Below are 25,069 nucleotides of genomic sequence, written 5' to 3'. Positions count from 1 at the left end.
TGACGACGGTCGTGCGAAAGAGCCGCTATGCCTAAGTGCGGGACTCTCAAGGACGGCCTTATGCGCACAGGGATGATGGCGCTGGCAGTCGGTCTGCTCGCACCTGTTTTTATGCCGGCCTTACCGCCGGTCTGGTTGATGCTGTTGTTGCCGGTCGTGGGTTTGATATTGCTGCCGTTTCGCAGCTATCCATTGGCTTTTTTTCTGTTGGGTTTCACTTGGGCCTGTGCCAGCGCGCAATGGGCTTTGAATGATCGCTTGCCGGTCGAACTCGACGGCGAAACCCGTTGGCTCGAAGGGCGGGTGGTCGGCCTGCCGCAAAACAGCGAAGGCGTGGTGCGTTTCGAATTGGCTGATGCGCGCTCGCGTCACGGCCAGCTGCCGCCGCTGATGCGTCTGGCCTGGTACGCCGGGCCGCCGGTCAATAGCGGTGAGCGCTGGCGCCTGGCGGTCAAGCTCAAGCGCCCGAGCGGTCTGCTCAATCCGGACGCTTTCGATTACGAAGCCTGGCTGCTGGCGCAGCGCATTGGCGCGACCGGCACCATCAAGGATGGCCAGCGCCTGAGCGCGGCGCGATGGGCGTGGCGCGACAGCATCCGTCAGCGCTTGCTGGCGGTCGACGCGCAAGGGCGTGAAGGCGCGCTGGCAGCGCTGGTGCTGGGTGATGGCTCGGGGCTCAGTCGTGAGGATTGGCAGATTCTGCAAGATACCGGCACCGTGCATTTGCTGGTGATTTCCGGCCAACACGTTGGAATGCTGGCGGCGGTGATGTACTTGCTGGTCGCCGGGTTAGCCCGTTACGGTCTCTGGCCGCTGCGTTGGCCTTGGCTGCCTTGGGCTTGTGGTCTGGCATTCGCGGCGGCGCTCGGTTACGGGCTGCTCGCCGGTTTCGACGTGCCGGTGCGACGGGCCTGCGTGATGGTCGGCCTGGTCTTGTTGTGGCGTCTGCGCTTTCGCCATCTCGGCGCGTGGTGGCCGCTGTTGCTGGCATTCAACGGCGTGCTGTTGCTCGATCCGCTGGCCAGTTTGCGCCCCGGTTTCTGGTTATCGTTCGCGGCGGTGGCTGTCTTGATCTTCACCTTTGGCGGCCGCCTCGGCGCGTGGCGCTGGTGGCAGACATGGACGCGGGCGCAATGGCTGATTGCAATCGGTTTGTGTCCGCTGCTGATGGCGCTGAACCTGCCGATCAGCCTGAGCGGGCCGTTGGCGAATTTGCTGGCGGTGCCTTGGGTCAGTCTGGTGGTGCTGCCACCGGCGCTGCTTGGGACGTTATTGCTGCCGGTGCCTTATGTCGGTGAGGGGCTGTTGTGGCTGGCCGGTGGTTTGATCGACGGGTTGTTTCAAGGTCTGGCCGTGATCGCCGGGCACTGGCCCGCGTGGATTGCCCCGTCGATTCCCGTGTGGGCGCTGGTTATCGCTAGTCTCGGTGCCGTGCTGTTGCTTTTGCCGCGAGGTGTACCGCTGCGTCCACTGGGTTGGCCCTTGCTGTTGATTCTGGTCGTTGCGCCACAGACACAACTGGAGGAAGGTTTGGCGGACATCTGGCAGTTCGATGTTGGTCAAGGGCTGGCGATTCTGATCCGCACCCGGCATCACACCTTGCTCTACGACGCCGGGCCGCGTTTCGGTGATTTCGATCTCGGTGAACGCGTCGTGCTGCCGGCCCTGCGCAAACTGAACATTGAGAAACTTGATCTGATGCTGCTCAGTCATGCCGATGCCGACCATGCTGGCGGTGCTCTGGCCGTTGCGCGCGCGTTAAAGGTGGGGCAGGTGATAAGCGGTGATCCGCCAGGCTTGCCGGCCGAACTGAACGCCGAAATCTGTGCCAGCGGCCATCGATGGCAATGGGACGGTGTCAGTTTTCAACTCTGGCAATGGTCGGACGCCCACGACAGCAACCAGCGCTCTTGCGTGTTGCAGATCGACGCCAACGGCGAGCGCTTGCTGCTGACGGGTGATATCGACACTCATGCCGAGCGCATCTTTCTGGAAAGCCCACTGGCGGTTGCGACGCAATGGCTGCAAGCGCCACACCACGGCAGCCGCAGTTCCTCATCAATGGCTTTGCTCAAAGCGTTGAAACCCGCAGCCGTGCTCATTTCCCGAGGCCACGGCAACTCGTTCGGCCATCCACACCCGACGGTTGTTGCGCGTTATCGCAAACAGGGGTTGCGCATTTACGACAGCGCCGAACACGGTGCCATTCATCTGCAACTAGGCACTTTCGAGTCGCCCCGGACGATGCGTCAACAACCGCGTTTCTGGCGTGATTCACCCGCGCTTGGCCGTTGATCGGAGCACGGACGAATGTGGCATCACGGTCGTCGGAGCAGCGGGTCTTAATCGCGAACCGGTATGGTAAAGTGGCGCACTTTTTCGAGGGGACTGTCACTGTGTGGGAATTGGTCAAATCCGGCGGCTGGATGATGTTGCCGATCATTCTGAGTTCCATCGCTGCGATGGCGATTGTCGCCGAGCGCCTGTGGACCCTGCGCGCCAGCCGCGTCACCCCCGAGCATCTGCTGGGCCAGGTCTGGGTCTGGATCAAGGACAAGCAGCTCAATAAAGAAAAGCTCAAGGAACTGCGCGCCAACTCGCCGCTGGGGGAAATCCTTGCCGCAGGCCTGGCCAACTCCAAACATGGCCGCGAGATCATGAAAGAGTGCATTGAAGAAGCCGCCGGGCGTGTCATCCACGAGCTCGAACGCTACGTCAACGCACTGGGCACCATCGCCGCCATGGCGCCGTTGCTGGGGCTGTTGGGTACCGTATTGGGCATGATCGATATTTTCAGCGCCTTCACCGGTTCCGGTATGACTACCAATGCATCGGTACTGGCTGGCGGTATCTCCAAGGCGCTGATCACTACCGCAGCGGGCCTGATGGTGGGTATTCCGGCGGTGTTCTTCCACCGGTTCCTGCAACGCCGCATCGATGAACTGGTGGTGGGCATGGAGCAGGAAGCGATCAAGCTGGTTGAAGTGGTGCAGGGCGACCGTGACGTCGACCTCGCCGAGGGCCGCGCGTGAAATTCCGTCGCAAACCCCGGGAAACCGTGGACATCAACCTCGCGTCGCTGATCGACGTGGTGTTCATCCTGCTGCTGTTTTTCGTCGTGACCACCACGTTTACTCGCGAGACTCAGTTGCGTGTAGACCTGCCGGAAGCGGTCAGCGGCTCGCCGGCCGAAGATCAGCAGCTCAAGCAGATCGACGTCGCCATCAGCGCCGAGGGCGTGTTTTCGGTGAATAACAAGATTCTGCCGAAGAACGATCTGGCGACCCTGATGGAAGCCATGCAGAAGGAATCCAACGGTGATACCAACATGCCGTTGTCGATCAGTGCCGATGGCAAGACTCAGCATCAATCGGTGATCACCGCCATGGACGCGGCCGGCAAGCTCGGTTTCAGCCATCTGCGCATGACCACGGTCGAGGCGGCGCCCAAATCCTGATGAGCCTGTCCGATCGCTTGCTCGCCGCATGGTACGAAGGGCACCCGGCCCTGACGCTGCTGCGACCGCTGGAAATGCTCTATCGCCGCGTCGTGGTCGGCAAACGTCAGCGCTTTCTCGACGGCGAAGGCGAGATCTATCAGCCGCCAGTGCCGTTGATCGTGGTCGGCAACATCACCGTCGGCGGCACCGGCAAGACGCCGATGATCCTCTGGCTGATCGAACATTGCCGGCGCAGGGGTTTGCGCGTCGGCGTGGTCAGCCGTGGCTACGGCGCCAAACCGCCGCATCTGCCGTGGCGGGTCGAGGCGCAGCAAAGCGCGGACATCGCCGGCGACGAACCGCTGCTGATCGTTCAGCGCACCGGCGTGCCGCTGATGATCGATCCTGATCGCAGCGCGGCGGTCAAAGCCTTGCTCGCCAGCGAACCGCTGGACCTGATCCTGTCCGACGACGGCATGCAGCATTACCGTCTGGCGCGCGATCTGGAACTGGTGCTGATCGACGCCGCTCGTGGTTTGGGCAACAAACGCTGCTTGCCGGCAGGTCCACTGCGTGAGCCGATCGAACGTCTGCAAAGCGTCGACGGCGTGCTGTTCAACGGCGCGACGGCTGATCGCGACGACGGATTCGCCTTTCGCCTTCAACCCACTGCGCTGGTCAATCTGCGCAGTGGCGAGCGCAAGTCGCTCGATCATTTTTCTGCCGGTCAGAGCGTGCACGCGGTGGCCGGGATCGGTAATCCGCAACGTTTCTTCAATACCCTCGAAGCGCTAGACTGGCGACCAGTCCACCATGCGTTTGCCGACCACGCCGAGTACAGCGTGCAGGCCTTGAATTTCACGCCGTCATTGCCATTGGTGATGACCGAGAAGGACGCGGTGAAGTGCCGCGCCTTCGCTGCTGCCGACTGGTGGTATCTGGCGGTCGATGCGGTGCCGTCGCCGGCCTTCGTGGCCTGGTTCGACACCCAATTGATGCGCCTGCTGCCCGATCGGCTTTTGCCTTAACTCTTTATTCCAGGGAATGTTCATGGACACCAAATTGCTCGATATCCTCGCGTGCCCTATCTGCAAAGGCCCGCTCAAGCTCAGCGCCGACAAGACCGAACTGATCAGCAAGGGTGCTGGCCTGGCCTACCCGATCCGCGACGGCATCCCGGTGATGCTCGAAAGTGAAGCCCGTACCCTGACCACCGATGAGCGTCTGGATAAATGACCACCGCCTTCACCGTTGTCATCCCGTCGCGTTACGCCTCGACCCGTCTGCCGGGCAAGCCGCTTCTGGACATTGCCGGTAAGCCAATGATCCAGCACGTCTGGGAACAGGCGAGCAAAAGCAGCGCCAGCCGTGTGGTCGTTGCAACTGACGATGCGCGTATCGTCGAGGCCTGCAAGGGGTTTGGCGCTGAAGTGGTGCTGACCCGTGAAGATCACAACTCCGGCACTGATCGTCTGGCCGAAGTCGCGGCGAAACTGGGCCTTGAGCCTGACGCGATCGTGGTCAACGTGCAGGGCGACGAGCCGCTGATCCCGCCGAGCGTGATCGATCAGGTTGCCGCCAACCTGGCGGCCCACACCGAAGCGCGCATGGCCACCTTGGCCGAGCCGATCGAAGACGTGGAAACCCTGTTCAACCCGAACGTGGTCAAGGTCGTCAGCGACCTTAATGGTCTGGCGCTGACCTTCAGCCGTGCAACCTTGCCGTGGGCGCGCGATGCGTTTGCCAAAAGCCGCGAGCAGTTGCCCGAAGGCGTGCCATACCGTCGGCACATCGGCATTTATGCCTATCGCGCCGGTTTTCTCCAGGACTTCGTAAGCTGGGGCCCGTGCTGGCTGGAAAACACTGAGTCGCTGGAGCAACTGCGTGCCCTTTGGCACGGCGTGCGAATTCATGTCGCCGATGCGCTGATCGCGCCGCCAACCGGTGTCGACACCATCGAAGACCTCGAGCGCGTTCGTCGCCTGCTGGAGGCCTGATGCGGGTTCTGTTTGTGTGCCTGGGCAACATTTGCCGGTCACCCACCGCCGAAGGCGTGTTGCGTCACAAATTGCGTGAAGCCGGGCTGGCGGACCAGGTCGAAGTGGCCTCTGCTGGCACCGGTGACTGGCACGTCGGCAATCCGCCGGACAAACGCAGCCAGGCTGCGGCCAAAGTGCGTGGTTATGATCTGTCGGCGCAACGCGCGCAGCAGGTCAGCCGTGCCGATTTCGCCAGCTACGATTTGATCCTGGCCATGGACAACAGCAACCTGCGCAATCTCAAGGCGTTGCAACCGTCCACCGGCAAGGCCGAACTGGACCTGTTTCTGCGTCGGTATGCCGGGCTGGTCGATGAAGTGCCGGACCCGTACTACGACGGCGACCAGGGTTTCGAGCAGGTGCTGGATCTGATTGAAGCGGCCTGTGAGCAACTGTTGATCGAAGTGAAGGGGCGGTTATGAGTTTGCTGGTGCAACCGCAGGTTTCCCTGAAGCCGTTCAACAGTTTTGGTGTGGACGTTCGCGCGCAATTGTTCGCCGAAGCCCACAGCGATGCTGATGTACGCGAAGCCCTTGCGTATGCCGAGTCTCACGATGTGCCATTGCTGGTGATCGGTGGCGGCAGCAACTTGCTGCTGACTGCTGACATTGCGGCGCTGGTGCTGCGCATGGCCACTCGCGGTATCCGCGTGATCAGCGATGACGGCAACCGTGCCGTGATTGAAGCCGAAGCGGGCGAACCGTGGCATGGGTTTGTGCAACATACCTTGGCACAGGGGTTGGCCGGGCTGGAAAACCTCAGCCTGATCCCTGGCACCGTCGGGGCTGCGCCAATGCAGAACATCGGTGCCTACGGTGTTGAGATCAAGGATGTATTCGCCGGGCTCACCGCGCTGGATCGTCAGACCGGCGAGCTGCGCGACTTCACCCTGGAAGAATGCAACTTCGCCTACCGCGACAGCCTGTTCAAGCAGGAGCCAGGACGTTGGCTGATCCTGCGGGTACGCTTCAAGCTCGATCGCGTTGCACATCTGCATCTGGAATACGGCCCGGTGCGTCAGCGCTTGACCGAGCAGGGCATTGAGCAGCCGACGCCCACAGACGTCAGCCGCGCGATTTGCAGTATTCGAAGCGAAAAACTGCCCGACCCGGCGGTGCTCGGCAATGCCGGCAGCTTCTTCAAGAATCCGCTGGTGTCGGCGGCACTGGTTGAGCAGATCAAGGCGCAGCACCCGGATCTGGTGGCCTACGCGCAACCGGACGGGCAAATGAAACTGGCCGCCGGCTGGTTGATCGAGCGGGCCGGATGGAAGGGGTTCCGTGAAGCCGATGCTGGCGTGCACAAGTTGCAGGCGCTGGTGCTGGTCAACTACGGCGCGGCGACCGGGCTGCAATTGCTCGATCTGGCGCAGCGTATCCAGAAAGATATTGCCGAGCGTTTCAATGTCGAACTGGAAATGGAGCCCAATCGTTATTGAAGCTACGCTTTCCAGGCACCCTCCAAAGCCCTGCACTGAGTAAAAAGTGCAGGGCTTTTTTGTTAACGCTGGGTTAACTTAGCGACCTAACGATATAAACCATTTGCTCCACCAAAGGCCCGGTGCAGACGTTTTCGTCAGCGCAAGAGAGCCTGATTAGCCTGAGTTGATCTGCGAACCCGCCGCTGATGTTTCCGGCGGCAGATTGCTCGACCCCATAACCTCCAAAAATATGCGGGCGTGCCCATGATTACCCTGAAACTCAACGGTCAAGACCATTCTCTAGACGTCACTGAAGACATGCCGCTGCTCTGGGCCATTCGTGATGTCGCAGGCTACAACGGCACCAAGTTCGGTTGTGGCATGGGCCTGTGTGGCGCCTGCACCATTCATATCGACGGCTTGCCGGCACGCAGTTGCATTACGCCGATCGGCTCCGTGGTCGGGCAGAACGTCACCACCATCGACAACCTGCACGCTGATCCGGTCGGGCAAGTCGTCCAGCAAGCCTGGCTCGACAGCGCCGTGGCCCAGTGCGGTTTCTGTCAGGGCGGGCAGATCATGTCGGCCACCGCGTTGCTGAAAACCAACCCGAACCCGAGCGACGAGCAGATCGAAGAAGCGATGGTCGGCAACATCTGCCGCTGCGGCACCTACAACCGGATCAAAACCGCGATCCGCCAGGCGTCCACCCACCTGAAGGAGGCCAAGGCATGAGTCGTCTACCGAATGATTTCGCCCTGAGCAACCTCAGTCGCCGCGGTTTCCTCAAAGGTGTTGGTGCCACCGGCGCGCTGGTGCTGGCAGCCAGTTGGGGTTGGCAGGACGCGTTGGCCGAGGACAAGCCAAAGAAATTTGGCGCCGATGGCATGCCCAACGGCTGGATTGATGATCCGAAGGTGTACGTCAGCATCGCGGCTGATGGCACGGTGACCGTGGTGTGCAACCGTTCCGAGATGGGGCAGGGCGTGCGCACCAGTCTGACCATGGTCGTAGCCGATGAGCTGGAAGCGGATTGGGCCAAGGTGAAAGTGCAGCAGGCGCCGGGTGATGAAGTGCGCTTCGGCAATCAGGACACTGACGGGTCGCGCAGCATGCGTCACTGGTACGAGCCGATGCGTCGCTGCGGGGCGGCGGCCCGGACCATGCTGGAACAGGCTGCTGCCGAGCAATGGAAAGTGCCCGTTGGCGAATGCCACGCGCAGTTGCACAAAGTCATTCACAAACCGTCCGGTCGCGAGCTGGGCTATGGCGAACTCGCCGCTGCCGCCAGTGCGTTGGCAGTACCGGCGCGTGACAGCCTGCGCCTCAAGCAGCCGGCGGAGTTTCGCTACATTGGCAAGGAAGGCACCAAAGCCATCGACGGTGACGACATCGTCAACGGTCGCGCGGTGTACGGTGCCGATGTACATTTCGACGGCATGGTCTACGCCACGATTGCCCGCCCGGCGGTGTATGGCGGCAAGGTCAAATCGCTGGACGACAGCGCCGCGCTGAAAGTCCCCGGCGTGCTGAAAGTCATTCAGATCGAAAGTCGTCCGCTACCTTCGGAGTTCCAGCCGTTGGGCGGTGTGGCAGTCGTTGCCAGTAACACCTGGGCGGCCATCAAGGGCCGCGAAGCGCTGAAAATCGAGTGGGACGACGGCCCTAACGCCAGTTACGACTCGATTGCCTATCGCAAAGAGCTGGAAGCCGCTTCGCTGAAACCCGGCAAAGTGGTGCGCAATACCGGCGATATCGACAAAGCCCTGAGCGGTGCTGCCAGCACCCTCGAAGCTTCTTATTATTTGCCGCACCTGGCGCAGGCGCCGATGGAACCGATGGTCGCGATCGCCCGTTTCAAGGATGGTGTCTGCGAGGCTTGGGCACCGAGTCAGGCGCCGCAGGTTACCCGTGAGCGCATCGCTGAGCGCCTCGGGCTGGCGTTCGATAACGTCACCTTTATTGTGACGCTGCTGGGCGGTGGTTTTGGTCGTAAATCGAAGCCGGACTTTGTCGTGGAGGCCGCGATTCTCGCCAAAGAGTTCCCCGGTAAAGCCGTGCGGGTGCAGTGGACGCGGGAAGATGACATCCATAACTCGTATTTCCATACCGTGTCCGCCGAATACCTTAAGGCCGGTGTCGCCAAGGACGGCATGCCGTCCGGCTGGCTGCATCGCACCGTGGCGCCGAGCATTACTGCGCTGTTCGCCCCGGGCATGAACCATGAAGCGGCCTTCGAGCTGGGCATGGGCTTCACCAACATGGCCTATGCCATTCCCAATGTGCGCCTGGAAAACCCCGAAGCCACGGTACACACGCGGGTTGGCTGGTATCGCTCGGTGTCGAACATTCCCCACGGGTTTGCGATCCAGAGTTTTGTCGATGAGCTGGCGCACAAGGCCGGTGTTGATCCGCTCCAGTACCAGATCAAACTGCTTGGCCCTGATCGACAGATCGATCCGCGCACCTTGAGCGAAGAGTGGAACTACGGCGAATCCCCCGAGCGTTATCCGATCGACACAGGGCGTATGCGCACCGTACTGGAAACCGCGGCCAAGGCTGCCGGTTGGGGACGCAAGTTACCCAAGGGCCGGGGTCTGGGGCTGGCGGTGCATTACAGCTTCGTCACCTATGTGGCCGCGGTAATCGAAGTCGAGGTCAAGGACGATGGCACGCTGATCGTGCACAAGGCTGATATCGCTGTGGATTGCGGACCGCAGATCAACCCTGAGCGCATCCGTTCGCAATTCGAGGGCGCCTGCGTCATGGGCCTTGGCAACGCGGTGCTGGGTGAAATCAGCTTCAAGGATGGCAAGGTGCAGCAGGACAACTTCCACATGTACGAAGTGGCGCGCATGTCGCTGGCGCCCAAAGAGGTCGCGGTGCATCTGGTGACGCCGCCGGGCGACGTGCCGTTGGGCGGTGTCGGAGAGCCAGGCGTGCCGCCGATTGCGCCGGCGCTGTGCAATGCGATTTTTGCCGCCACCGGCCAACGTATCCGCAATCTGCCAGTGCGTTATCAGTTGCAGGGCTGGCAGAAGGCGCAAGCGTAATGGACAGTGTCGATCTCAACGTCCTGCGCAGCGTGCTCGAATGGCGCCGCGCCGGGCAGCGGGTGGTGCTGTTCAGCGTCGTGCAGACCTGGGGCACCGCGCCCCGGGTACCCGGGGCCATGCTGGCACTGCGCGAAGACGGCGTGGTGATCGGCTCGGTGTCGGGCGGGTGCGTCGAGGATGATTTGATCGCCCGCCTGCACGACGGGCGCATCGCCATCGACGGGCCGCCGGTGCAACTGATTACCTACGGCGTCACCCGGGAAGAGGCGGCGCGGTTTGGGCTGCCTTGCGGCGGCACCTTGCGCCTGACTGAAGAGCGGGTCGGCGATCCATCATGGGTTGCTGAACTGCTGGCACGTTGTGAAGCCCATGAAATTGTTGCCCGTGAGCTGAACATCGACACCGGCGAAGTGGTTCTGACGGGCGCGAGCAAGTCCGATTCGCTGGTGTTCGACGGCAAGACCCTGCGCGCCATTTATGGCCCACGCTGGCGTTTGCTGTTGATCGGTGCCGGGCAGTTGTCGCGCTACGTGGCGGACATGGCGCGACTGCTGGATTTCGAAGTGCTGATCTGCGATCCGCGCACCGAGTTTGTCTACGGCTGGGAAGAGCATCATGGTCGTTTCGTTCCGGGCATGCCCGATGACGCGGTGCTGAGCATCCAGACCGATGAGCGCACGGCAATTGTCGCGCTGACGCACGATCCACGCCTGGATGACATGGCGTTGCTTACCGCGCTCGATTCGCCGGCCTTTTATGTCGGCGCCCTGGGTTCGCGGGTCAACAGTCAGAAGCGTCGGGAGAATCTGGCTCAGCTAGGCTTGTCGGAACAGGCCATCGCTCGGTTGCACGGGCCGATAGGTTTGCACATCGGCAGTCATTCGCCGGCGGAAATCGCCTTGTCCTTGTTGGCGGAGATTGTCGCGATCAAGAACGGCGTCGAGTTGAAGCAGAAGAAGTTACTGGAGGGCGCATGAGTCGATCCATCGGTGTGATTGTGCTGGCGGCGGGCGAGGGCAGTCGCTTTCGCCAGGTGGCGGGAGCGGACAAGGACAAGTTGCTGGCCGATTGCACCGGACGTGATGGCGCGGTGCGGTCGGTGATTGAGCAGGTGCTGGTGAATCTGCCGGCCAGCCTCGACAAGCGCGTGCTGGTGACGACTGAAGCGCGTCCGCAGGCGATGCGCATGGCGCAGGCTTATGGTTGTGACGTGGTTTCGATTGAATCGACTGGCATGGGCGACAGTATTGCTGCGGGTGTGGCGGCGTGTCCGGATGTGGATGGCTGGCTGATCGTGCTGGGCGATATGCCGTTTATCTTGCCATCGAGTATCGAGCGAGTGGCGGCGGCAATGGCCGACGATGCGGTGAGCGTGCCGGTGCAGGAAGGCGAGTTCGGGCATCCGGTGGGGTTTGGCCGTTCGTTCGGGCCAGGGTTGTTGGGTTTGAACGGTGATCGTGGGGCCAGGCCGTTGTTCAAGCAGGGAAGGGTGGTGGAAGTGGTGGTGGATGATCCCGGGGTGTTGTGGGATATCGATGTGCCCGAGGCATTGGTGTTCAAGTAACAGCAAGAGCTTTCGATTTTCAAGGGCATAAAAAAGCCCCGCCTGACGAATCAGGCGGGGCTTTTTATTGGCTTTTGGAATCAGACGAGCGGTTTATGCTCGTGTTCTTTTTCCTGGGCCTCTTCGTTGTGCTCTACCGCGTCCTGAACGGAGCGTGGTGCTTCAGCGATCACCGACTCAACCACGGCTTCTTCAGCAACCGGGGCAGGCTCTGCCTCGATCACTTCAGCAACCACTGGTTCAGCAGCAACCGGAGCCGCAGCGGCAGCCAGTTCGGCTTCCTTCGCCAGACGCTCTTCTTCACGTTTGCGACGACGCACTTCGCGTGGATCGTTTGGCGCGCGACCGTTTGGCGCCAGAGCGCTGACCGGAGCCGCTTCAACGACCGGAGCAGGTGCTTCGGCAACCACTGGCGCTTCGATGACCGGTGCTTCAACGACTGGCGCTGGAGCCGGTTCGGCAGCCTTGGCTTCTTCAACCACTGGCGCTTCGAATACAGGCGCTGGAGTTTCAGCGGCGGCAGGCTCGGCAACCCAGTTGAATGCAGTCTGCTCTTCGCGAACTTCACGCACGGTTTCGGTCACGGTTTCGACAACCGGCTCTGCAACTTCAAACGCTTCAGTGACGACACCAGGCTGCGCAAAACCTTCAAACTGCGGCTGGGCTTCGCGAACCGGAGCGACTTCAACTTCCGGAGCAGCAGTCATTTCCACCGGCGTGGTTGCTTCAACAACCGGCGCTTCAACTGGAGCGGTTTCCAGCGTAGCGGCGGTAGCGCGTTCGGCTTGCTCGTGGGCCTGTGCTTCGGCTGGAGCGCTGATCACGCTGCTGGCAACAGCGGCGGTAACGGCCAGGCCGGCAGCCAGATCGGCAGTGTCTGGCGCTTCAGCGTTTTCGCCGGACTCGGACTCTTCCGAACCTTCGATCACGTTGCCGTTGGCATCACGCTGACGCTCACGACGGTTGCTGCGACGACGCTGGCCGCGGGAGCGACGACGTGGGCGATCGCCTTCGGCGTTCTCCGAACCGTCTTCCGGCAGTTGCTCTTCGTTGGTGTTCACTTCTTCTTCAGCAACGGCGGTAGCGGCCTGTTCGGCGCGCGGTTGACGCTCTTCACGCGGTGGACGCGGGGCGCGCTCTTCACGTGGCTGACGGGCCGGACGCTCTTCAGTGGTTACGGCAGCAGCGGCTGCAGCAACTGGAGCGGCATCCAGAGGTTCGCGCAGTTCGCGCACACGCTCTTCACGCTCGCCACGTGGCTTGCGGTCTTCACGTGGAGCGCGTGGTGCACGTTCTTCACGTGGAGCGCGTGGTGCGCGCTCTTCGCGGGCAACTGGCGCTTCGGTACGGGCTTCGCGCGGCTCGCGGACTTCACGGGCTTCGCGTGGTTGACGCTCTTCACGCGGGGCGCGCTCTTCACGCGGTGCACGTTCTTCGCGCGGCTTGCGCTCTTCATCGCGGCGACCGTTACGGTTGCGGCTCTGCTGACGACCGTTGCGACGCTCTTCGTTGCGAGCAGGGCGTTCGGTAGCCGGTTTTTCAACCACGACCGGAGCGGCAGGCTCTTCTTTAGTAGCGAACAGGCTGACCAGCGACTTCACCAGGCCTTTGAACAGGCTTGGTTCTGGCAGGGCAACCGGCGCGGCAACGGGTGCCGGTGCAGCCACTTCGGCCGGGACCGGAGCATTGGCGCGGGCCGGAGCAGTCTTCACTGCGGCTTCCTGGCGAACCAGAGTGCGGGTCGCGGCGGCTGGCTGAACTTCTTCAACTTCGGCAGCAGCGGCAGCAATTTCATAGCTCGACTGGCCGGTAGCAGCTTCCGGGCTGTCATCACGCAGACGCTGAACTTCGAAGTGCGGCGTTTCGAGGTGATCGTTCGGCAGAATGATGATACGAGCGCGGGTGCGCAGTTCGATCTTGGTGATCGAGTTGCGTTTTTCGTTGAGCAGGAACGCTGCAACCGGGATCGGCACTTGTGCGCGAACTTCGGCAGTGCGGTCTTTCAGGGCTTCTTCTTCGATCAGGCGCAGGATCGCCAGCGACAGCGATTCAACGTCACGGATGATGCCGGTGCCGTTGCAACGCGGGCAAACGATGCCGCTGCTTTCGCCCAGCGATGGGCGCAGACGCTGACGGGACATTTCCAGCAGGCCGAAGCGCGAGATGCGGCCGATCTGCACGCGAGCGCGGTCAGCTTCCAGGCATTCGCGGACTTTCTCTTCCACGGCGCGCTGGTTCTTGGCAGGTGTCATGTCGATGAAGTCGATGACGATCAGACCGCCGATGTCGCGCAGGCGCAACTGACGGGCGATTTCTTCAGCGGCTTCAAGGTTGGTCTGCAGGGCGGTTTCTTCGATGTCGCTGCCTTTGGTGGCGCGCGCCGAGTTGATGTCGATGGACACCAGGGCTTCGGTCGGATCGATGACGATGGAGCCGCCGGAAGGCAGTTCGACGACGCGCTGGAAAGCGGTCTCGATCTGGCTTTCGATCTGGAAACGGTTGAACAGCGGAACGCTGTCTTCGTACAGCTTGATCTTGCTGGCGTACTGCGGCATCACCTGCCGGATGAACGTCAGGGCTTCGTCCTGGGCTTCAACGCTGTCGATCAGCACTTCGCCGATGTCCTGGCGCAGGTAATCACGGATGGCGCGGATGATCACGTTGCTTTCCTGATAGATCAGGAAAGGTGCGGAGCGATCCAGCGAGGCTTCTTTGATGGCAGTCCACAGTTGCAGCAGGTAATCGAGGTCCCACTGCATTTCTTCGCTGCTACGGCCAAGGCCGGCCGTGCGCACGATCAGACCCATGTCGGCTGGAGCAACCAGACCGTTCAGCGCTTCACGCAGTTCATTGCGCTCTTCGCCTTCGATGCGACGGGAGATGCCGCCGGCACGCGGGTTGTTCGGCATCAGCACGAGGTAACGACCGGCCAGGCTGATGAAGGTGGTCAGGGCTGCGCCCTTGTTGCCACGTTCTTCTTTTTCGACCTGAACGATGACTTCCTGGCCTTCGCTCAGGACGTCCTTGATGTTGACGCGGCCTTCAGGGGCTTTCTTGAAGTATTCGCGGGAGATTTCTTTGAGGGGCAGGAAGCCGTGGCGCTCGGAGCCGAAATCGACAAAGGCAGCCTCAAGGCTTGGTTCGATGCGAGTGATGCGGCCTTTATAGATGTTGGCCTTCTTCTGCTCGCGTGCACCGGATTCGATGTCCAGGTCGTAGAGGCGTTGGCCATCTACCAGTGCAACACGCAACTCTTCGGGTTGAGTTGCGTTAATCAGCATTCTTTTCATGTAGTACCGTCGGTTTCCGGGCTGCCGGAAACGGCGTTCGGCACACACGACTTCTCACGGTCGGTGTCAGGTGCGTCGGGAGTGGTTGGCCATTCCCGTGTCCAGCGATGTGCGGCCAATTGGGCCGATACCGCGACGTACGCGTCCTGCTTGCTGTGGCTACTTAAGCACTCAGTCAGGAGGAGGAATCAACCAGCGGCTGTGGACGAGATGAAGCGTCTTGATAAAGCCTATTGCTACACAGTCCAGCGGTTGTGCATCTCCACCCTACACGTATCCCTGATAATTCGGGTGCTGCCGCGCGCAGAATCCGCAGCGGGTTGGCATTTACCGTGAGCTCCGAAAGGGGAGGTCACGCATCATGGCTAATTTAGGCGTTGTTTCCGAAGCGTTCGCTCGGGGTCATTCGCAGCTGACTGCACTTTGTGAACTGGCCTTGAATGTGTGCCTGTCAGGCGAGTAAAAACTCTGCTCGACGGTGTAATTCAGGCCTCATGTCACCTGCGCTTGTTACAACTGCAAACTCCACCGTTACGTAGCGAAAGCCCCGTAGGACGGCCTCGCGTCCTGGTGAATTGCGTTGGTCAGGGCCGGTTTTTGACCGTGGTGCCGCTGTCCAGGCCGCTTTTGGCGGCGTTCGCGACTATAGCAGCAATGATTAAGTGCTTCAATTCCATAAAAATTGTTATCATCCGCGGCATGACAACTACTGCCCCTTCGACTCCAGGCGTTCAACTGCTTGAAGTCTCGCCGGAGTATGCCGGCCAACGAATCGACAATTTTCTCCTCGCTCGGCTCAAAGGCGTGCCCAAGACCTTGATTTACCGCATTTTGCGCAAAGGCGAAGTACGGGTGAACAAAGGTCGGATCAAGCCCGAATACAAGCTGCAGGCCGGTGATATCGTGCGCGTGCCGCCGGTTCGCGTGCCTGAGCGTGACGAGCCGGTGCCTCTGGCCCAAGGCTTGTTGCAGCGCCTGGAGGCCTCGATTGTCTTCGAAGACAAAGCCCTGATTGTGATCAACAAGCCCGCCGGCATTGCGGTTCACGGCGGCAGCGGCTTGAATTTCGGCGTCATCGAAGCCTTTCGTCAGTTGCGTCCGGACGCCAAGGAGCTGGAGCTGGTTCATCGCCTCGACCGTGACACCTCCGGCCTGCTGATGATCGCCAAGAAACGCAGCATGCTGCGTCACTTGCACGAAAAACTGCGTGGCGATGGCGTCGACAAGCGCTACATGGCGCTGGTTCGTGGCAACTGGGCGACCTCGATCAAGCAGGTCAGTGCGCCGTTGCTCAAGAGCAATCTGCGTTCTGGCGAACGTATGGTTGAAGTCAACGATGAAGGCAAAGAAGCCCTGACCGTGTTCAAGGTGCTGCGTCGCTTCGGCGACTTCGCCACCATGGTCGAGGCCAAGCCTGTCACCGGGCGTACTCACCAGATTCGCGTCCACACCTTGCACGCCGGGCATTGCATCGCTGGCGACAGCAAGTACGGCGATGACGATTTCACCAGGGAAATCCGCGATCTGGGCGGCAAGCGCCTGTTCCTGCACGCTTACATGCTTACCGTGCCGCTGCCCGACGGTGGCAAGCTGACCTTGCAGGCGCCGGTTGACGAAATGTGGGCCAAGACCGTGGAGCGATTGAGTGCGCCCATCTGATTACAAACTGCTGATTTTCGATTGGGATGGCACGCTGGCTGACTCTATTCATCGGATCGTCGAGGCCATGCACTCGGCGTCCGGGCGCTCCGGTTTCGAGTTGCGTGATGATTTTGCCGTAAAGGGCATTATCGGTCTGGGCTTGCCCGAAGCGATTCGCACCTTGTATCCCGAAATCAGTGATGCCGAGATGACCGCGTTTCGCGAGTATTACGCCGATCACTACATCGCCGCAGAAGCCGTGCCTTCGCCGTTGTTCGAAGGTGTAGTCGAGTCGATGGCGTCCTTTCGCGAGCAGGGTTATCACCTCGCGGTGGCTACCGGCAAGAATCGTCGCGGGCTGGATCGGGTGCTCAAGGCCAATGGCTGGGAAGAGTATTTCGATATCACTCGCGCTGCCGATGAAACTGCGAGCAAGCCGCACCCTCTGATGCTGGAGCAGATCCTCGCTCATTGTTGTGTGCGCCCGGAGCAGGCGTTGATGGTCGGTGATTCGTCCTTTGATCTGCTGATGGCGCGTAACGCGGGAATGGATTCTGTGGCTGTCAGCTATGGTGCGCAATCGATCGAGTCGCTGCAGCAGTTCGAGCCGCGCCTGTCGATCGACCGTTTTTCCGAATTGCATGCCTGGCTGGGGAAGCAGGCTTAATACGTTTTTGCTGGGGTGGATGGCATGACCGACGAATGGAAAGCACCGGCCAAGGCAAGTGCCGACGGCGGTGACGAGAAAAGCTGGAAGCTGTTGGAAAAGACCCTGCTCGCCGGTGTGCAAGAGCAGCGTCGTTCGCGGCGTTGGGGGATTTTCTTCAAGCTGCTGACGTTTGTTTATCTGTTTGTTGCGTTGATTCTGTTCACGCCGCTGATGGACATGGAAAAGAGCGCCACGCGCGGGCCCAACTACACCGCATTGATCGATGTCACTGGCGTCATTGCCGACAAAGAGCCGGCCAGTGCCGACAATATCGTCGGTAGTCTGCGTGCGGCGTTTGAAGACAAGAAGGTCAAGGGCGTGATCCTGCGGATCAACAGCCCCGGTGGCAGTCCGGTGCAGTCGGGTTATGTCTATGACGAAATCAAGCGTTTGCGTGGCCTGCACCCGGATACCAAGCTGTACGCGGTGATTTCCGATCTGGGTGCGTCCGGTGCTTACTACATCGCCAGCGCGGCGGATCAGATCTACGCCGACAAGGCGAGTCTGGTCGGTTCCATTGGTGTGACGGCGGCCGGTTACGGTTTTGTCGGCACCATGGAAAAGCTTGGCGTCGAGCGTCGCACATACACGTCCGGCGAGCACAAGTCGTTCCTCGATCCGTTCCAGCCGCAGAAGCCTGAAGAAACAGCGTTCTGGCAAGGTGTGCTGGATACCACGCACAAGCAGTTCATCAATAGCGTCAAGCAGGGTCGTGGCGATCGCCTGAAAGACAAAGAGCATCCGGAGCTGTTCTCCGGGCTGGTCTGGTCGGGCGAGCAGGCGCTGCCGCTGGGCTTGATCGATGGCTTGGGTAATGCCAGTTCGGTGGCGCGTGACGTGATCGGCGAGAAAGAACTGGTCGATTTCACTGTCCAGGAGTCGCCGTTCGATCGCTTCTCGAAGAAGCTCGGTGCTAGTGTGGCCGAGCAGTTGGCGATGTGGATGGGTTTCCACGGGCCTTCGTTGCGTTAAATCGCCGGTAGATCAAAAGATCGCAGCCTGCGGCAGCTCCTACAGGGTTACTCATTCCCCCGTAGGAGCTGCCGCAGGCTGCGATCTTTTGCTTTTAGGGGATTGGCACGCCTTCGACGGTCAGCATGTCGATCAGGCGGATCAGCGGCAGGCCAATCAAGCTGGTGGCATCCGAGCCTTCTGTGGACTGGAACAGGCTTACGCCCAAGCCTTCAGCCTTGAAGCTGCCGGCACAGTTATAAGGTTGTTCGATGCGCAAGTAGCGCTCAATGCGCGCCTGATCGAGTTGGCGCATATGCACGGTGAATGGCACGCAGTCGACCTGGCATTGGCCGGTCTGGCTGTTGAGCAGGGCCAGGCCGGTGAGGAAGGTCACGCTGGCGCCGCTGGCAGCCATCAGCTGTTCGCGGGCCTTCTCGAAGGTGTGCGGCTTGCCGATGATCTGTTCGCCGAGGACGGCCGCCTGGTCGGAGCCGATGATCAGGTGAGCGGGGTGGCTGTCGGCCAGCGCCCTGGCTTTCTGTTCTGCGAGGCGTTTGACCAGTTCGATTGCCGATTCCCCCGGGCGGTGACTTTCGTCGATATCCGGCGAGCTGCAGACGAACGGCAGGTGCAGGCGGGCGAGTAATTCACGGCGATAAGTCGAGCTTGAAGCGAGTAATAAAGGCAGCATTCGCGTCTCCTGAGGCAGGCACGAATTCTAGCGGACACACGCAAGTGACGGACAGGGCACAATTTCCTTTGACATGGGTGGGTGCATCCCTATAATGCTGCGCCTATGTTGAATGACCCGATTCCACCTCACGTTGACCCGCGCAAATTGGCTGACCGTGGCACCACCCTTCAAGGTGAACTGCTGCTGGCCGATTTGAAGAGACTCTGCGACCCGCTTTCCGACAATGTCGGTACGGTGCAGGCGAAATTCGTTTTTGAACGAGATGAACGTAAATCTGTGGTGATCCACAGCTTTATCGACACCGAAGTCAAAATGGTTTGCCAGCGTTGTCTTGAGCTGGTCACCCTGCCGATCCACAGCGAATGCAGTTACGCTGTAGTGAAGGAGGGTGCGAATACCCAGTCGTTACCGAAAGGTTATGACGTGCTGGAACTGGGCGAAGATCCATTGGATCTGCAGTCACTGGTCGAGGAAGAGCTTTTGCTCGCTTTGCCCATTGTGCCTGCTCATCATCCGGAAGAATGCCAGCAGCCGGCGGGAGCAGATGAGCCCGAACCGAGCGAGGACGAGGTAACGCGGTCCAACCCGTTCAGTGTATTGGCGCAGTTAAAGCGTGACCCAAACGTTTAGGAGTTAATCAATTATGGCTGTTCAGCAGAACAAAAAATCCCGCTCTGCCCGTGACATGCGCCGTTCGCACGACGCTCTCGAGGCTAGCACCCTGTCTGTAGAAAAAACCACTGGTGAAGTTCACCTGCGTCACCACGTATCGCCAGAAGGCGTATACCGTGGCCGTAAAGTGATCGACAAGGGCGCTGACGAGTAATCACTTGTCTGCTCAAGTCATCGCGATTGACGCAATGGGCGGGGACTTCGGTCCCCGCAGCATTGTTGAGGCCAGCCTTGCTTGCCTTTCTGCTACGCCCTCGCTGCACCTGACCCTCGTCGGTCAACCCTCTCTTCTTGAAGAATTGATCAACGGCCAATCGGCTGCCGATCGCGCGCGCCTGACGATCGTTCCGGCGAGCGAAGTCATCACCATGGATGAAAAACCGACTCAGGCCCTGCGTGGCAAACCTGATTCGTCGATGCGTGTCGCCCTTGAGCTGGTGCGTGATGGCAAGGCTCAGGCTTGTGTCAGCGCCGGCAATACCGGTGCGCTGATGGCGCTGTCGCGATTTGTACTGAAGACATTGCCTGGCATCGACCGGCCTGCGATGGTTGCTGCAATCCCGACACAGAAAGGCTATTGCCAGTTACTTGATCTTGGCGCCAACGTCGATTGCAGCGCAGAACATCTGCTGCAATTTGCGGTAATGGGTTCGGTGGCGGCGCAGACGCTGGGTATCCCCCGTCCGCGCGTGGCGCTGTTGAACATCGGTACCGAGGACATCAAGGGCAATCAGCAGGTCAAACTGGCGGCGACGCTGTTGCAGGCTGCCCGAGGCATCAACTACATCGGCTTCATCGAAGGTGATGGCTTGTATCGCGGCGAGGCTGATGTCGTGGTGTGTGACGGCTTTGTCGGCAATATCCTGCTCAAGTCCAGCGAAGGTCTGGCGACGATGATTGCTGCGCGCATCGAAGCGCTGTTCAAGAAAAATCTTGCCTCCCGTGCCATCGGTGCCCTGGCGTTGCCACTGATGAAGCGCTTGCAGGCTGATCTGGCGCCGGCGCGACATAATGGCGCAAGCTTCCTCGGTTTGCAGGGAATCGTAGTGAAGAGCCACGGTTCGGCTGGGGTGCAAGGCTTTCAGAGTGCGATTTCCCGCGCACTGATCGAGATTCAGGAAAATCTTCCCGAGCGCCTCCACGGTCGTCTGGAGGATTTGTTGTCTTAGGCGTTTTCGTCGGACAATGCTTAAATGTGACCGCCCGGTTCAAAGGGTCATCCAACTGTCAGTTTCTTGCGTCCCCCAGCGGGGCGTCATTTCCGACGACAAGATCATTAGGGGCTTGTTACATGTCTGCTTCCCTCGCATTCGTCTTTCCAGGACAGGGTTCGCAGTCCCTCGGCATGCTGGCCGAGCTGGGCGCGCAACATCCGCTGATCCTCGACACTTTCAAAGAAGCATCCGATGCTCTGGGCTATGACCTGTGGGCACTGACCCAGCAGGGCCCGGAAGAGCTGCTTAACCAGACCGACAAAACCCAACCGGCCATTCTGACCGCTTCGATCGCCCTGTGGCGTCTGTGGCTGGCTGAAGGTGGTGCGCGTCCGGCTTTCGTCGCCGGTCACAGCCTGGGTGAATACAGCGCGCTGGTTGCTGCTGGTAGCCTGACACTGGCTGACGCGGTGAAGCTCGTCGAGCGCCGTGGCCAGTTGATGCAGGAAGCGGTTCCAGCGGGGCAGGGCGGCATGGCTGCCATTCTCGGTCTGGAAGATGCTGACGTTTTGGCTGCCTGTGCTGAAGCTGCGCAAGGCGAAGTGGTCAGCGCGGTGAACTTCAATTCGCCCGGCCAGGTCGTGATTGCCGGTGCCAAGGCTGCTGTTGAGCGCGCCATCGAAGGCTGCAAGGCCCGTGGTGCCAAACGTGCCATGCCACTGCCGGTGAGCGTGCCGTCGCACTGCGAACTGATGCGTCCGGCTGCCGAGCGCTTTGCCGAATCCATTGCTGCCATCGACTGGCAGGCGCCGCAGATCCCGGTGGTCCAGAACGTCAGCGCCCAAGTGCCGGCCGATCTGGAAACCCTCAAGCGTGATCTGCTCGAACAACTGTACAAGCCAGTTCGCTGGGTCGAGTCGGTACAGACTCTGGCCGCGAAGGGCGCGACCAATCTGGTCGAATGCGGGCCGGGCAAGGTGCTTGCCGGTCTGAACAAGCGCTGCGCCGAAGGCGTTGCGACTTCCAACCTCAATACCCCAGACGCTTTCGCTGCCGCTCGCGCAGCGCAAGCCTGAATCAGGAGAAGCTTGCATGAGTCTGCAAGGTAAAGTTGCACTGGTCACCGGTGCAAGCCGCGGTATCGGCCAGGCTATCGCACTGGAACTGGGTCGTCAGGGCGCCATCGTTATTGGCACCGCGACCTCTGCCAAGGGTGCCGAGGCGATTGCCGCTACGCTGAAAGAGCACGGTATTCAGGGTACTGGTCTGGAACTGAATGTCACCAGCGACGAATCGGTCAGCAAGGTCATCGCGAGCATTCAAGAGCAGTTCGGTGCGCCGGCGATTCTGGTGAATAATGCCGGTATCACCCGCGATAATCTGATGATGCGCATGAAAGACGATGAATGGTACGACGTGATCGATACCAACCTGAACAGTCTGTATCGCCTGTCCAAGGGCGTTCTGCGTGGCATGACCAAGGCGCGCTGGGGTCGAATTATCAGTATTGGCTCGGTGGTGGGTGCCATGGGCAACGCAGGCCAAGTAAACTATGCAGCCGCCAAGGCCGGTCTGGAAGGTTTCAGCCGTGCAATGGCGCGTGAAGTCGGTTCGCGTTCGATTACGGTGAACTCGGTAACCCCAGGGTTTATCGACACCGATATGACTCGCGAGCTGCCGGAAGCACAGCGTGAAGCCTTGCAGACGCAGATTCCGCTGGGTCGTCTGGGGCAAGCTCAAGAGATCGCGTCTGTGGTCGCTTTTCTTGCATCCGACGGTGCGGCATACGTCACTGGGGCTACAATCCCGGTGAACGGTGGGATGTACATGTAAGTAAAATGTGACGGATTGCTTCAAAAAAATGTCATACGAGCTGTCTAAAATCCGTTATAAAGCTGCAATCTATTTATAGGCAGAGGGCCGCAGGGTTTGAGGAGTGAAGCTTTCAGTTGAAAAGCTGAAAAGTCTTTCTATACACTTACCCACTGGCCAGCTGCCTGAATTTGTCCATTAGGAGTGAAAACAAGGTATGAGCACCATCGAAGAGCGCGTCAAGAAAATCGTTGCCGAGCAACTGGGTGTTAAAGAAGAAGAAGTGGTTAACACCGCTTCCTTCGTAGAAGACCTGGGTGCCGACTCCCTTGACACCGTTGAGCTGGTGATGGCTCTGGAAGAGGAATTCGAGACCGAAATCCCTGACGAAGAAGCTGAGAAGATCACTACTGTACAAGCTGCAATCGACTACGTTACTAGCCACCAGGCGTAATAGTTTGTAATCGTTGTTTGCTGTCATGGAAAAACCGCACTGCCATCATGGCGTGCGGTTTTTTCTTTAGGCCTGATGCAAAATCGTCATTTGAAAAAGGAGAGTGCTGTGTCGCGTAGACGCGTCGTAGTCACCGGTATGGGTATGTTGTCGCCACTGGGCACGGATGTGCCGAGCAGTTGGCAGGGCATTCTGGCTGGCCGCAGTGGCATTGGTCTGATCGAACACACCGACCTTTCTGCCTATTCCACCCGCTTTGGCGGCTCGGTCAAAGGCTTCAATGTCGAGGAATACCTGTCGGTCAAGGAAGCGCGCAAGCTCGACCTGTTCATTCAGTACGGTCTCGCGGCGGGTTTCCAAGCCGTGCGCAATGCCGGTCTGGAAGTCACTGACGCCAACCGTGAACGCATTGGCGTGGCCATGGGTTCGGGCATCGGCGGTCTGACCAACATCGAAGAAACCAGCCGTACTCTGCATGAGACGGGCCCGCGTCGAATTTCGCCCTTCTTCGTGCCAGGCTCGATCATCAATATGATTTCCGGTTTCCTGTCCATCCACTTGGGTGCCCAGGGGCCTAACTACGCCATCGCCACAGCGTGTACCACCGGTACGCACTGCATCGGCATGGCGGCGCGCAACATCATGTACGACGAAGCCGACGTGATGATTGCCGGCGGCGCCGAAATGGCCGCGTGCGGTCTGGGCATGGGCGGCTTCGGCGCATCCCGTGCGCTGTCGACCCGCAACGACGAACCGACTCGCGCCAGCCGTCCGTGGGACAAGGGCCGTGACGGTTTCGTTCTGTCCGATGGTGCTGGTGCGCTGGTGCTGGAAGAGCTCGAGCACGCCAAGGCGCGTGGTGCGACCATCTACGCCGAGCTGATCGGTTTCGGTACCAGCGGTGATGCTTTCCACATGACATCGCCACCTGCTGATGGCGCCGGTGCAGCGCGCTGCATCACCAATGCGCTGCGCGATGCAAAAATCAACGCTGATCAAGTGCAATACATCAACGCCCACGGCACTTCGACTCCGGCCGGTGACCTTGCCGAAGCCAACGCGATCAAGTCGGTGTTCGGCGATCACGCCTACAAACTGGCGGTCAGCTCCACCAAGTCCATGACCGGTCACCTGTTGGGTGCGGCGGGGGCGGTCGAGGCGATTTTCAGTGTGCTGGCGATCAACAGCCAGGTCGCACCGCCTACCATCAACCTCGAAGAGCCTGATGAGGGCTGCGATCTCGATTTTGTGCCGCACACCGCGCGCACTATGGATATCGATGTCGTGCTGTCCAACTCCTTCGGTTTTGGCGGCACCAACGGCACCCTGGCGTTCCGTCGGTTCGCAGGCTGATGGACAGCTGGGTCGACGGTCAACCGGCTGACGCTTTGTCGCTGAAAGATCGCGGCCTGGCTTACGGCGATGGTCTGTTCGAGACCATCGCCGTGCGTGGCGGCCAACCGTTATTGCTGGATCGACACCTGACGCGACTGGCTGAGGGCTGCACGCGTCTGGCCATCGCGGCCGATATCGAACTGATTCGCCAGGAACTGCTGAGCTACGCGGCAGCGATGGGCGAGGGCGTGCTCAAGCTCATCCTCACCCGTGGCGACGGTTTGCGTGGTTATGCGCCCGATCCCGCGGCGCCGGGCCGACGTATTCTGCAAGGCAATCCTCCCGCCGCTTATCCCGCTGTGCATGCTGAACAAGGCATTCGCCTGTTCCCGTGCAGCACCCGCTTGTCCAGACAGCCTTTGCTGGCAGGACTCAAACACCTCAATCGACTGGAACAAGTGCTCGCTCGCGCCGAATGGCAAGACAGCGAACACGCCGAAGGCTTGATGCTCGATCAGGCCGGCCGGGTCATTGAAGGCGTGCTCAGCAATCTGTTTCTGGTGCGTGACGGTGTATTGGTCACCCCCGATCTGAAGCGCTGTGGTGTGGCCGGTGTGATGCGCGCGGAAATATTGTTTCAGGCCGCGTCATTGGCCATCCCCAGCCAAATCGCCGACATCAGCCTCGAACAGCTGCAATGGGCCGATGAAGTGTTTGTCTGCAACAGCGTGTATGGCGTCTGGCCGGTACGCGCCTACGCTGCACTGAGCTGGCCGGTTGGCCCGCTCACCCGTAAACTGCAAACCATTGCCCGCGCCCTACTGGATGCCTGATTT

The 25,069-nt window shown here is 60.3% G+C and carries 25 protein-coding genes; 23 read left to right on the top strand and 2 right to left on the bottom strand.

Going from position 1 to position 25,069, the window contains the following annotated elements:
- The first annotated feature begins 60 nt into the window (after positions 1-60).
- The 12 genes from CKW18_RS09755 (at position 61) to CKW18_RS09700 (ending at position 11,518) form a co-directional block, all read left to right on the top strand.
- Positions 61-2,295, top strand: a complete 2,235-nt coding sequence (locus CKW18_RS09755; RefSeq protein ID WP_095188606.1) for a DNA internalization-related competence protein ComEC/Rec2 — start codon at positions 61-63, stop codon at positions 2,293-2,295.
- A 101-nt stretch (positions 2,296-2,396) separates the two neighbouring features.
- Positions 2,397-3,032 carry a MotA/TolQ/ExbB proton channel family protein gene (locus tag CKW18_RS09750; protein WP_167394894.1) on the top strand — a complete coding sequence of 212 codons (636 nt, stop codon included), beginning with the start codon at positions 2,397-2,399 and terminating at the stop codon, positions 3,030-3,032.
- A complete protein-coding gene (locus CKW18_RS09745) occupies positions 3,029-3,457 on the top strand; it encodes a biopolymer transporter ExbD (protein ID WP_095188604.1) in 429 nt (142 codons plus the stop codon). The genes CKW18_RS09750 and CKW18_RS09745 overlap by 4 nt, the downstream gene beginning before the upstream one ends.
- The gene (lpxK, locus tag CKW18_RS09740; RefSeq protein ID WP_095188603.1) at positions 3,457-4,467 is read left to right on the top strand and encodes a tetraacyldisaccharide 4'-kinase; all 1,011 of its coding nucleotides are present in this window, start codon (positions 3,457-3,459) and stop codon (positions 4,465-4,467) included. Before CKW18_RS09745 ends, lpxK begins: the two co-directional genes overlap by 1 nt.
- A 22-nt stretch (positions 4,468-4,489) precedes the next feature.
- Positions 4,490-4,675 carry a Trm112 family protein gene (locus tag CKW18_RS09735; protein WP_003174668.1) on the top strand — a complete coding sequence of 62 codons (186 nt, stop codon included), beginning with the start codon at positions 4,490-4,492 and terminating at the stop codon, positions 4,673-4,675.
- Complete coding sequence (kdsB, locus tag CKW18_RS09730; protein WP_095188602.1) at positions 4,672-5,436, top strand: 3-deoxy-manno-octulosonate cytidylyltransferase; 765 nt, start codon at positions 4,672-4,674, stop codon at positions 5,434-5,436. Before CKW18_RS09735 ends, kdsB begins: the two co-directional genes overlap by 4 nt.
- The gene (locus CKW18_RS09725) at positions 5,436-5,900 is read left to right on the top strand and encodes a low molecular weight protein-tyrosine-phosphatase (RefSeq protein WP_095188601.1); all 465 of its coding nucleotides are present in this window, start codon (positions 5,436-5,438) and stop codon (positions 5,898-5,900) included. The genes kdsB and CKW18_RS09725 overlap by 1 nt, the downstream gene beginning before the upstream one ends.
- Positions 5,897-6,916 carry a UDP-N-acetylmuramate dehydrogenase gene (murB, locus tag CKW18_RS09720; protein WP_095188600.1) on the top strand — a complete coding sequence of 340 codons (1,020 nt, stop codon included), beginning with the start codon at positions 5,897-5,899 and terminating at the stop codon, positions 6,914-6,916. The genes CKW18_RS09725 and murB overlap by 4 nt, the downstream gene beginning before the upstream one ends.
- 246 nt (positions 6,917-7,162) lie before the next feature.
- On the top strand, positions 7,163-7,633 hold the full coding sequence (locus CKW18_RS09715) for a (2Fe-2S)-binding protein (protein WP_034155364.1): 471 nt from the start codon (positions 7,163-7,165) through the stop codon (positions 7,631-7,633).
- A complete protein-coding gene (locus CKW18_RS09710) occupies positions 7,630-9,951 on the top strand; it encodes a xanthine dehydrogenase family protein molybdopterin-binding subunit (RefSeq protein WP_095188599.1) in 2,322 nt (773 codons plus the stop codon). The genes CKW18_RS09715 and CKW18_RS09710 overlap by 4 nt, the downstream gene beginning before the upstream one ends.
- A complete protein-coding gene (locus CKW18_RS09705; protein WP_095188598.1) occupies positions 9,951-10,931 on the top strand; it encodes an XdhC family protein in 981 nt (326 codons plus the stop codon). The genes CKW18_RS09710 and CKW18_RS09705 overlap by 1 nt, the downstream gene beginning before the upstream one ends.
- A complete protein-coding gene (locus CKW18_RS09700; protein WP_095188597.1) occupies positions 10,928-11,518 on the top strand; it encodes a nucleotidyltransferase family protein in 591 nt (196 codons plus the stop codon). Before CKW18_RS09705 ends, CKW18_RS09700 begins: the two co-directional genes overlap by 4 nt.
- A gap of 80 nt (positions 11,519-11,598) precedes the next feature.
- Here CKW18_RS09700 and rne read toward each other — a convergent pair whose 3' ends face one another.
- Positions 11,599-14,808: a ribonuclease E gene (gene rne, locus CKW18_RS09695; protein ID WP_095188596.1), complete on the bottom strand. Its 3,210-nt coding sequence runs from the start codon at positions 14,806-14,808 to the stop codon at positions 11,599-11,601.
- A 699-nt stretch (positions 14,809-15,507) separates the two neighbouring features.
- On the opposite strand from rne, the gene rluC reads away from it, so the two are divergent.
- From rluC to CKW18_RS09680, 3 genes are read left to right on the top strand one after another with little or no spacing between them, the layout of a single operon-like run.
- Positions 15,508-16,467, top strand: a complete 960-nt coding sequence (rluC, locus tag CKW18_RS09690) for a 23S rRNA pseudouridine(955/2504/2580) synthase RluC (RefSeq protein ID WP_095188595.1) — start codon at positions 15,508-15,510, stop codon at positions 16,465-16,467.
- Positions 16,454-17,116 (top strand): HAD-IA family hydrolase, encoded by a 663-nt coding sequence (locus CKW18_RS09685; RefSeq protein ID WP_095188594.1) that lies wholly within the window; start codon positions 16,454-16,456, stop codon positions 17,114-17,116. Before rluC ends, CKW18_RS09685 begins: the two co-directional genes overlap by 14 nt.
- Before the next feature lie 24 nt (positions 17,117-17,140).
- Entirely contained in the window at positions 17,141-18,130 is a 990-nt protein-coding gene (locus CKW18_RS09680) for a S49 family peptidase (protein WP_095188593.1), read from the top strand.
- Positions 18,131-18,224: 94 nt separating this feature from the next.
- Here the strand turns inward: CKW18_RS09680 and CKW18_RS09675 are convergent, their stop codons facing one another.
- Positions 18,225-18,803, bottom strand: a complete 579-nt coding sequence (locus CKW18_RS09675) for a nucleoside triphosphate pyrophosphatase (RefSeq protein ID WP_095188592.1) — start codon at positions 18,801-18,803, stop codon at positions 18,225-18,227.
- A gap of 105 nt (positions 18,804-18,908) precedes the next feature.
- Here CKW18_RS09675 and CKW18_RS09670 point away from each other — a divergent pair, with 105 nt between their 5' ends.
- The 8 genes from CKW18_RS09670 (at position 18,909) to pabC (ending at position 25,066) form a co-directional block, all read left to right on the top strand.
- On the top strand, positions 18,909-19,436 hold the full coding sequence (locus CKW18_RS09670) for a YceD family protein (RefSeq protein ID WP_095188591.1): 528 nt from the start codon (positions 18,909-18,911) through the stop codon (positions 19,434-19,436).
- Between the two features lie 13 nt (positions 19,437-19,449).
- Complete coding sequence (gene rpmF / locus CKW18_RS09665; RefSeq protein ID WP_003179396.1) at positions 19,450-19,632, top strand: 50S ribosomal protein L32; 183 nt, start codon at positions 19,450-19,452, stop codon at positions 19,630-19,632.
- Between the two features lie 4 nt (positions 19,633-19,636).
- A complete protein-coding gene (gene plsX, locus CKW18_RS09660; protein ID WP_095188590.1) occupies positions 19,637-20,647 on the top strand; it encodes a phosphate acyltransferase PlsX in 1,011 nt (336 codons plus the stop codon).
- A gap of 122 nt (positions 20,648-20,769) precedes the next feature.
- On the top strand, positions 20,770-21,708 hold the full coding sequence (gene fabD, locus CKW18_RS09655) for an ACP S-malonyltransferase (protein WP_095188589.1): 939 nt from the start codon (positions 20,770-20,772) through the stop codon (positions 21,706-21,708).
- 16 nt (positions 21,709-21,724) lie between these two features.
- Positions 21,725-22,465 (top strand): 3-oxoacyl-ACP reductase FabG, encoded by a 741-nt coding sequence (gene fabG, locus CKW18_RS09650; protein ID WP_095188588.1) that lies wholly within the window; start codon positions 21,725-21,727, stop codon positions 22,463-22,465.
- Positions 22,466-22,661: 196 nt separating this feature from the next.
- A complete protein-coding gene (gene acpP / locus CKW18_RS09645; protein WP_003175607.1) occupies positions 22,662-22,898 on the top strand; it encodes an acyl carrier protein in 237 nt (78 codons plus the stop codon).
- A 108-nt stretch (positions 22,899-23,006) separates the two neighbouring features.
- Positions 23,007-24,251 carry a beta-ketoacyl-ACP synthase II gene (gene fabF / locus CKW18_RS09640; RefSeq protein WP_095188587.1) on the top strand — a complete coding sequence of 415 codons (1,245 nt, stop codon included), beginning with the start codon at positions 23,007-23,009 and terminating at the stop codon, positions 24,249-24,251.
- On the top strand, positions 24,251-25,066 hold the full coding sequence (gene pabC / locus CKW18_RS09635) for an aminodeoxychorismate lyase (protein WP_095188586.1): 816 nt from the start codon (positions 24,251-24,253) through the stop codon (positions 25,064-25,066). The genes fabF and pabC overlap by 1 nt, the downstream gene beginning before the upstream one ends.
- Positions 25,067-25,069: the final 3 nt, after the last annotated feature.

It is taken from the genome of Pseudomonas sp. Irchel 3E19 (assembly GCF_900187585.1).
Classification (GTDB): Bacteria; Pseudomonadota; Gammaproteobacteria; order Pseudomonadales; family Pseudomonadaceae; genus Aquipseudomonas; species Aquipseudomonas baetica.
Note: the sequence above shows the minus strand (reverse complement) of the source record. Positions and strands in the feature narration are given on the sequence as shown.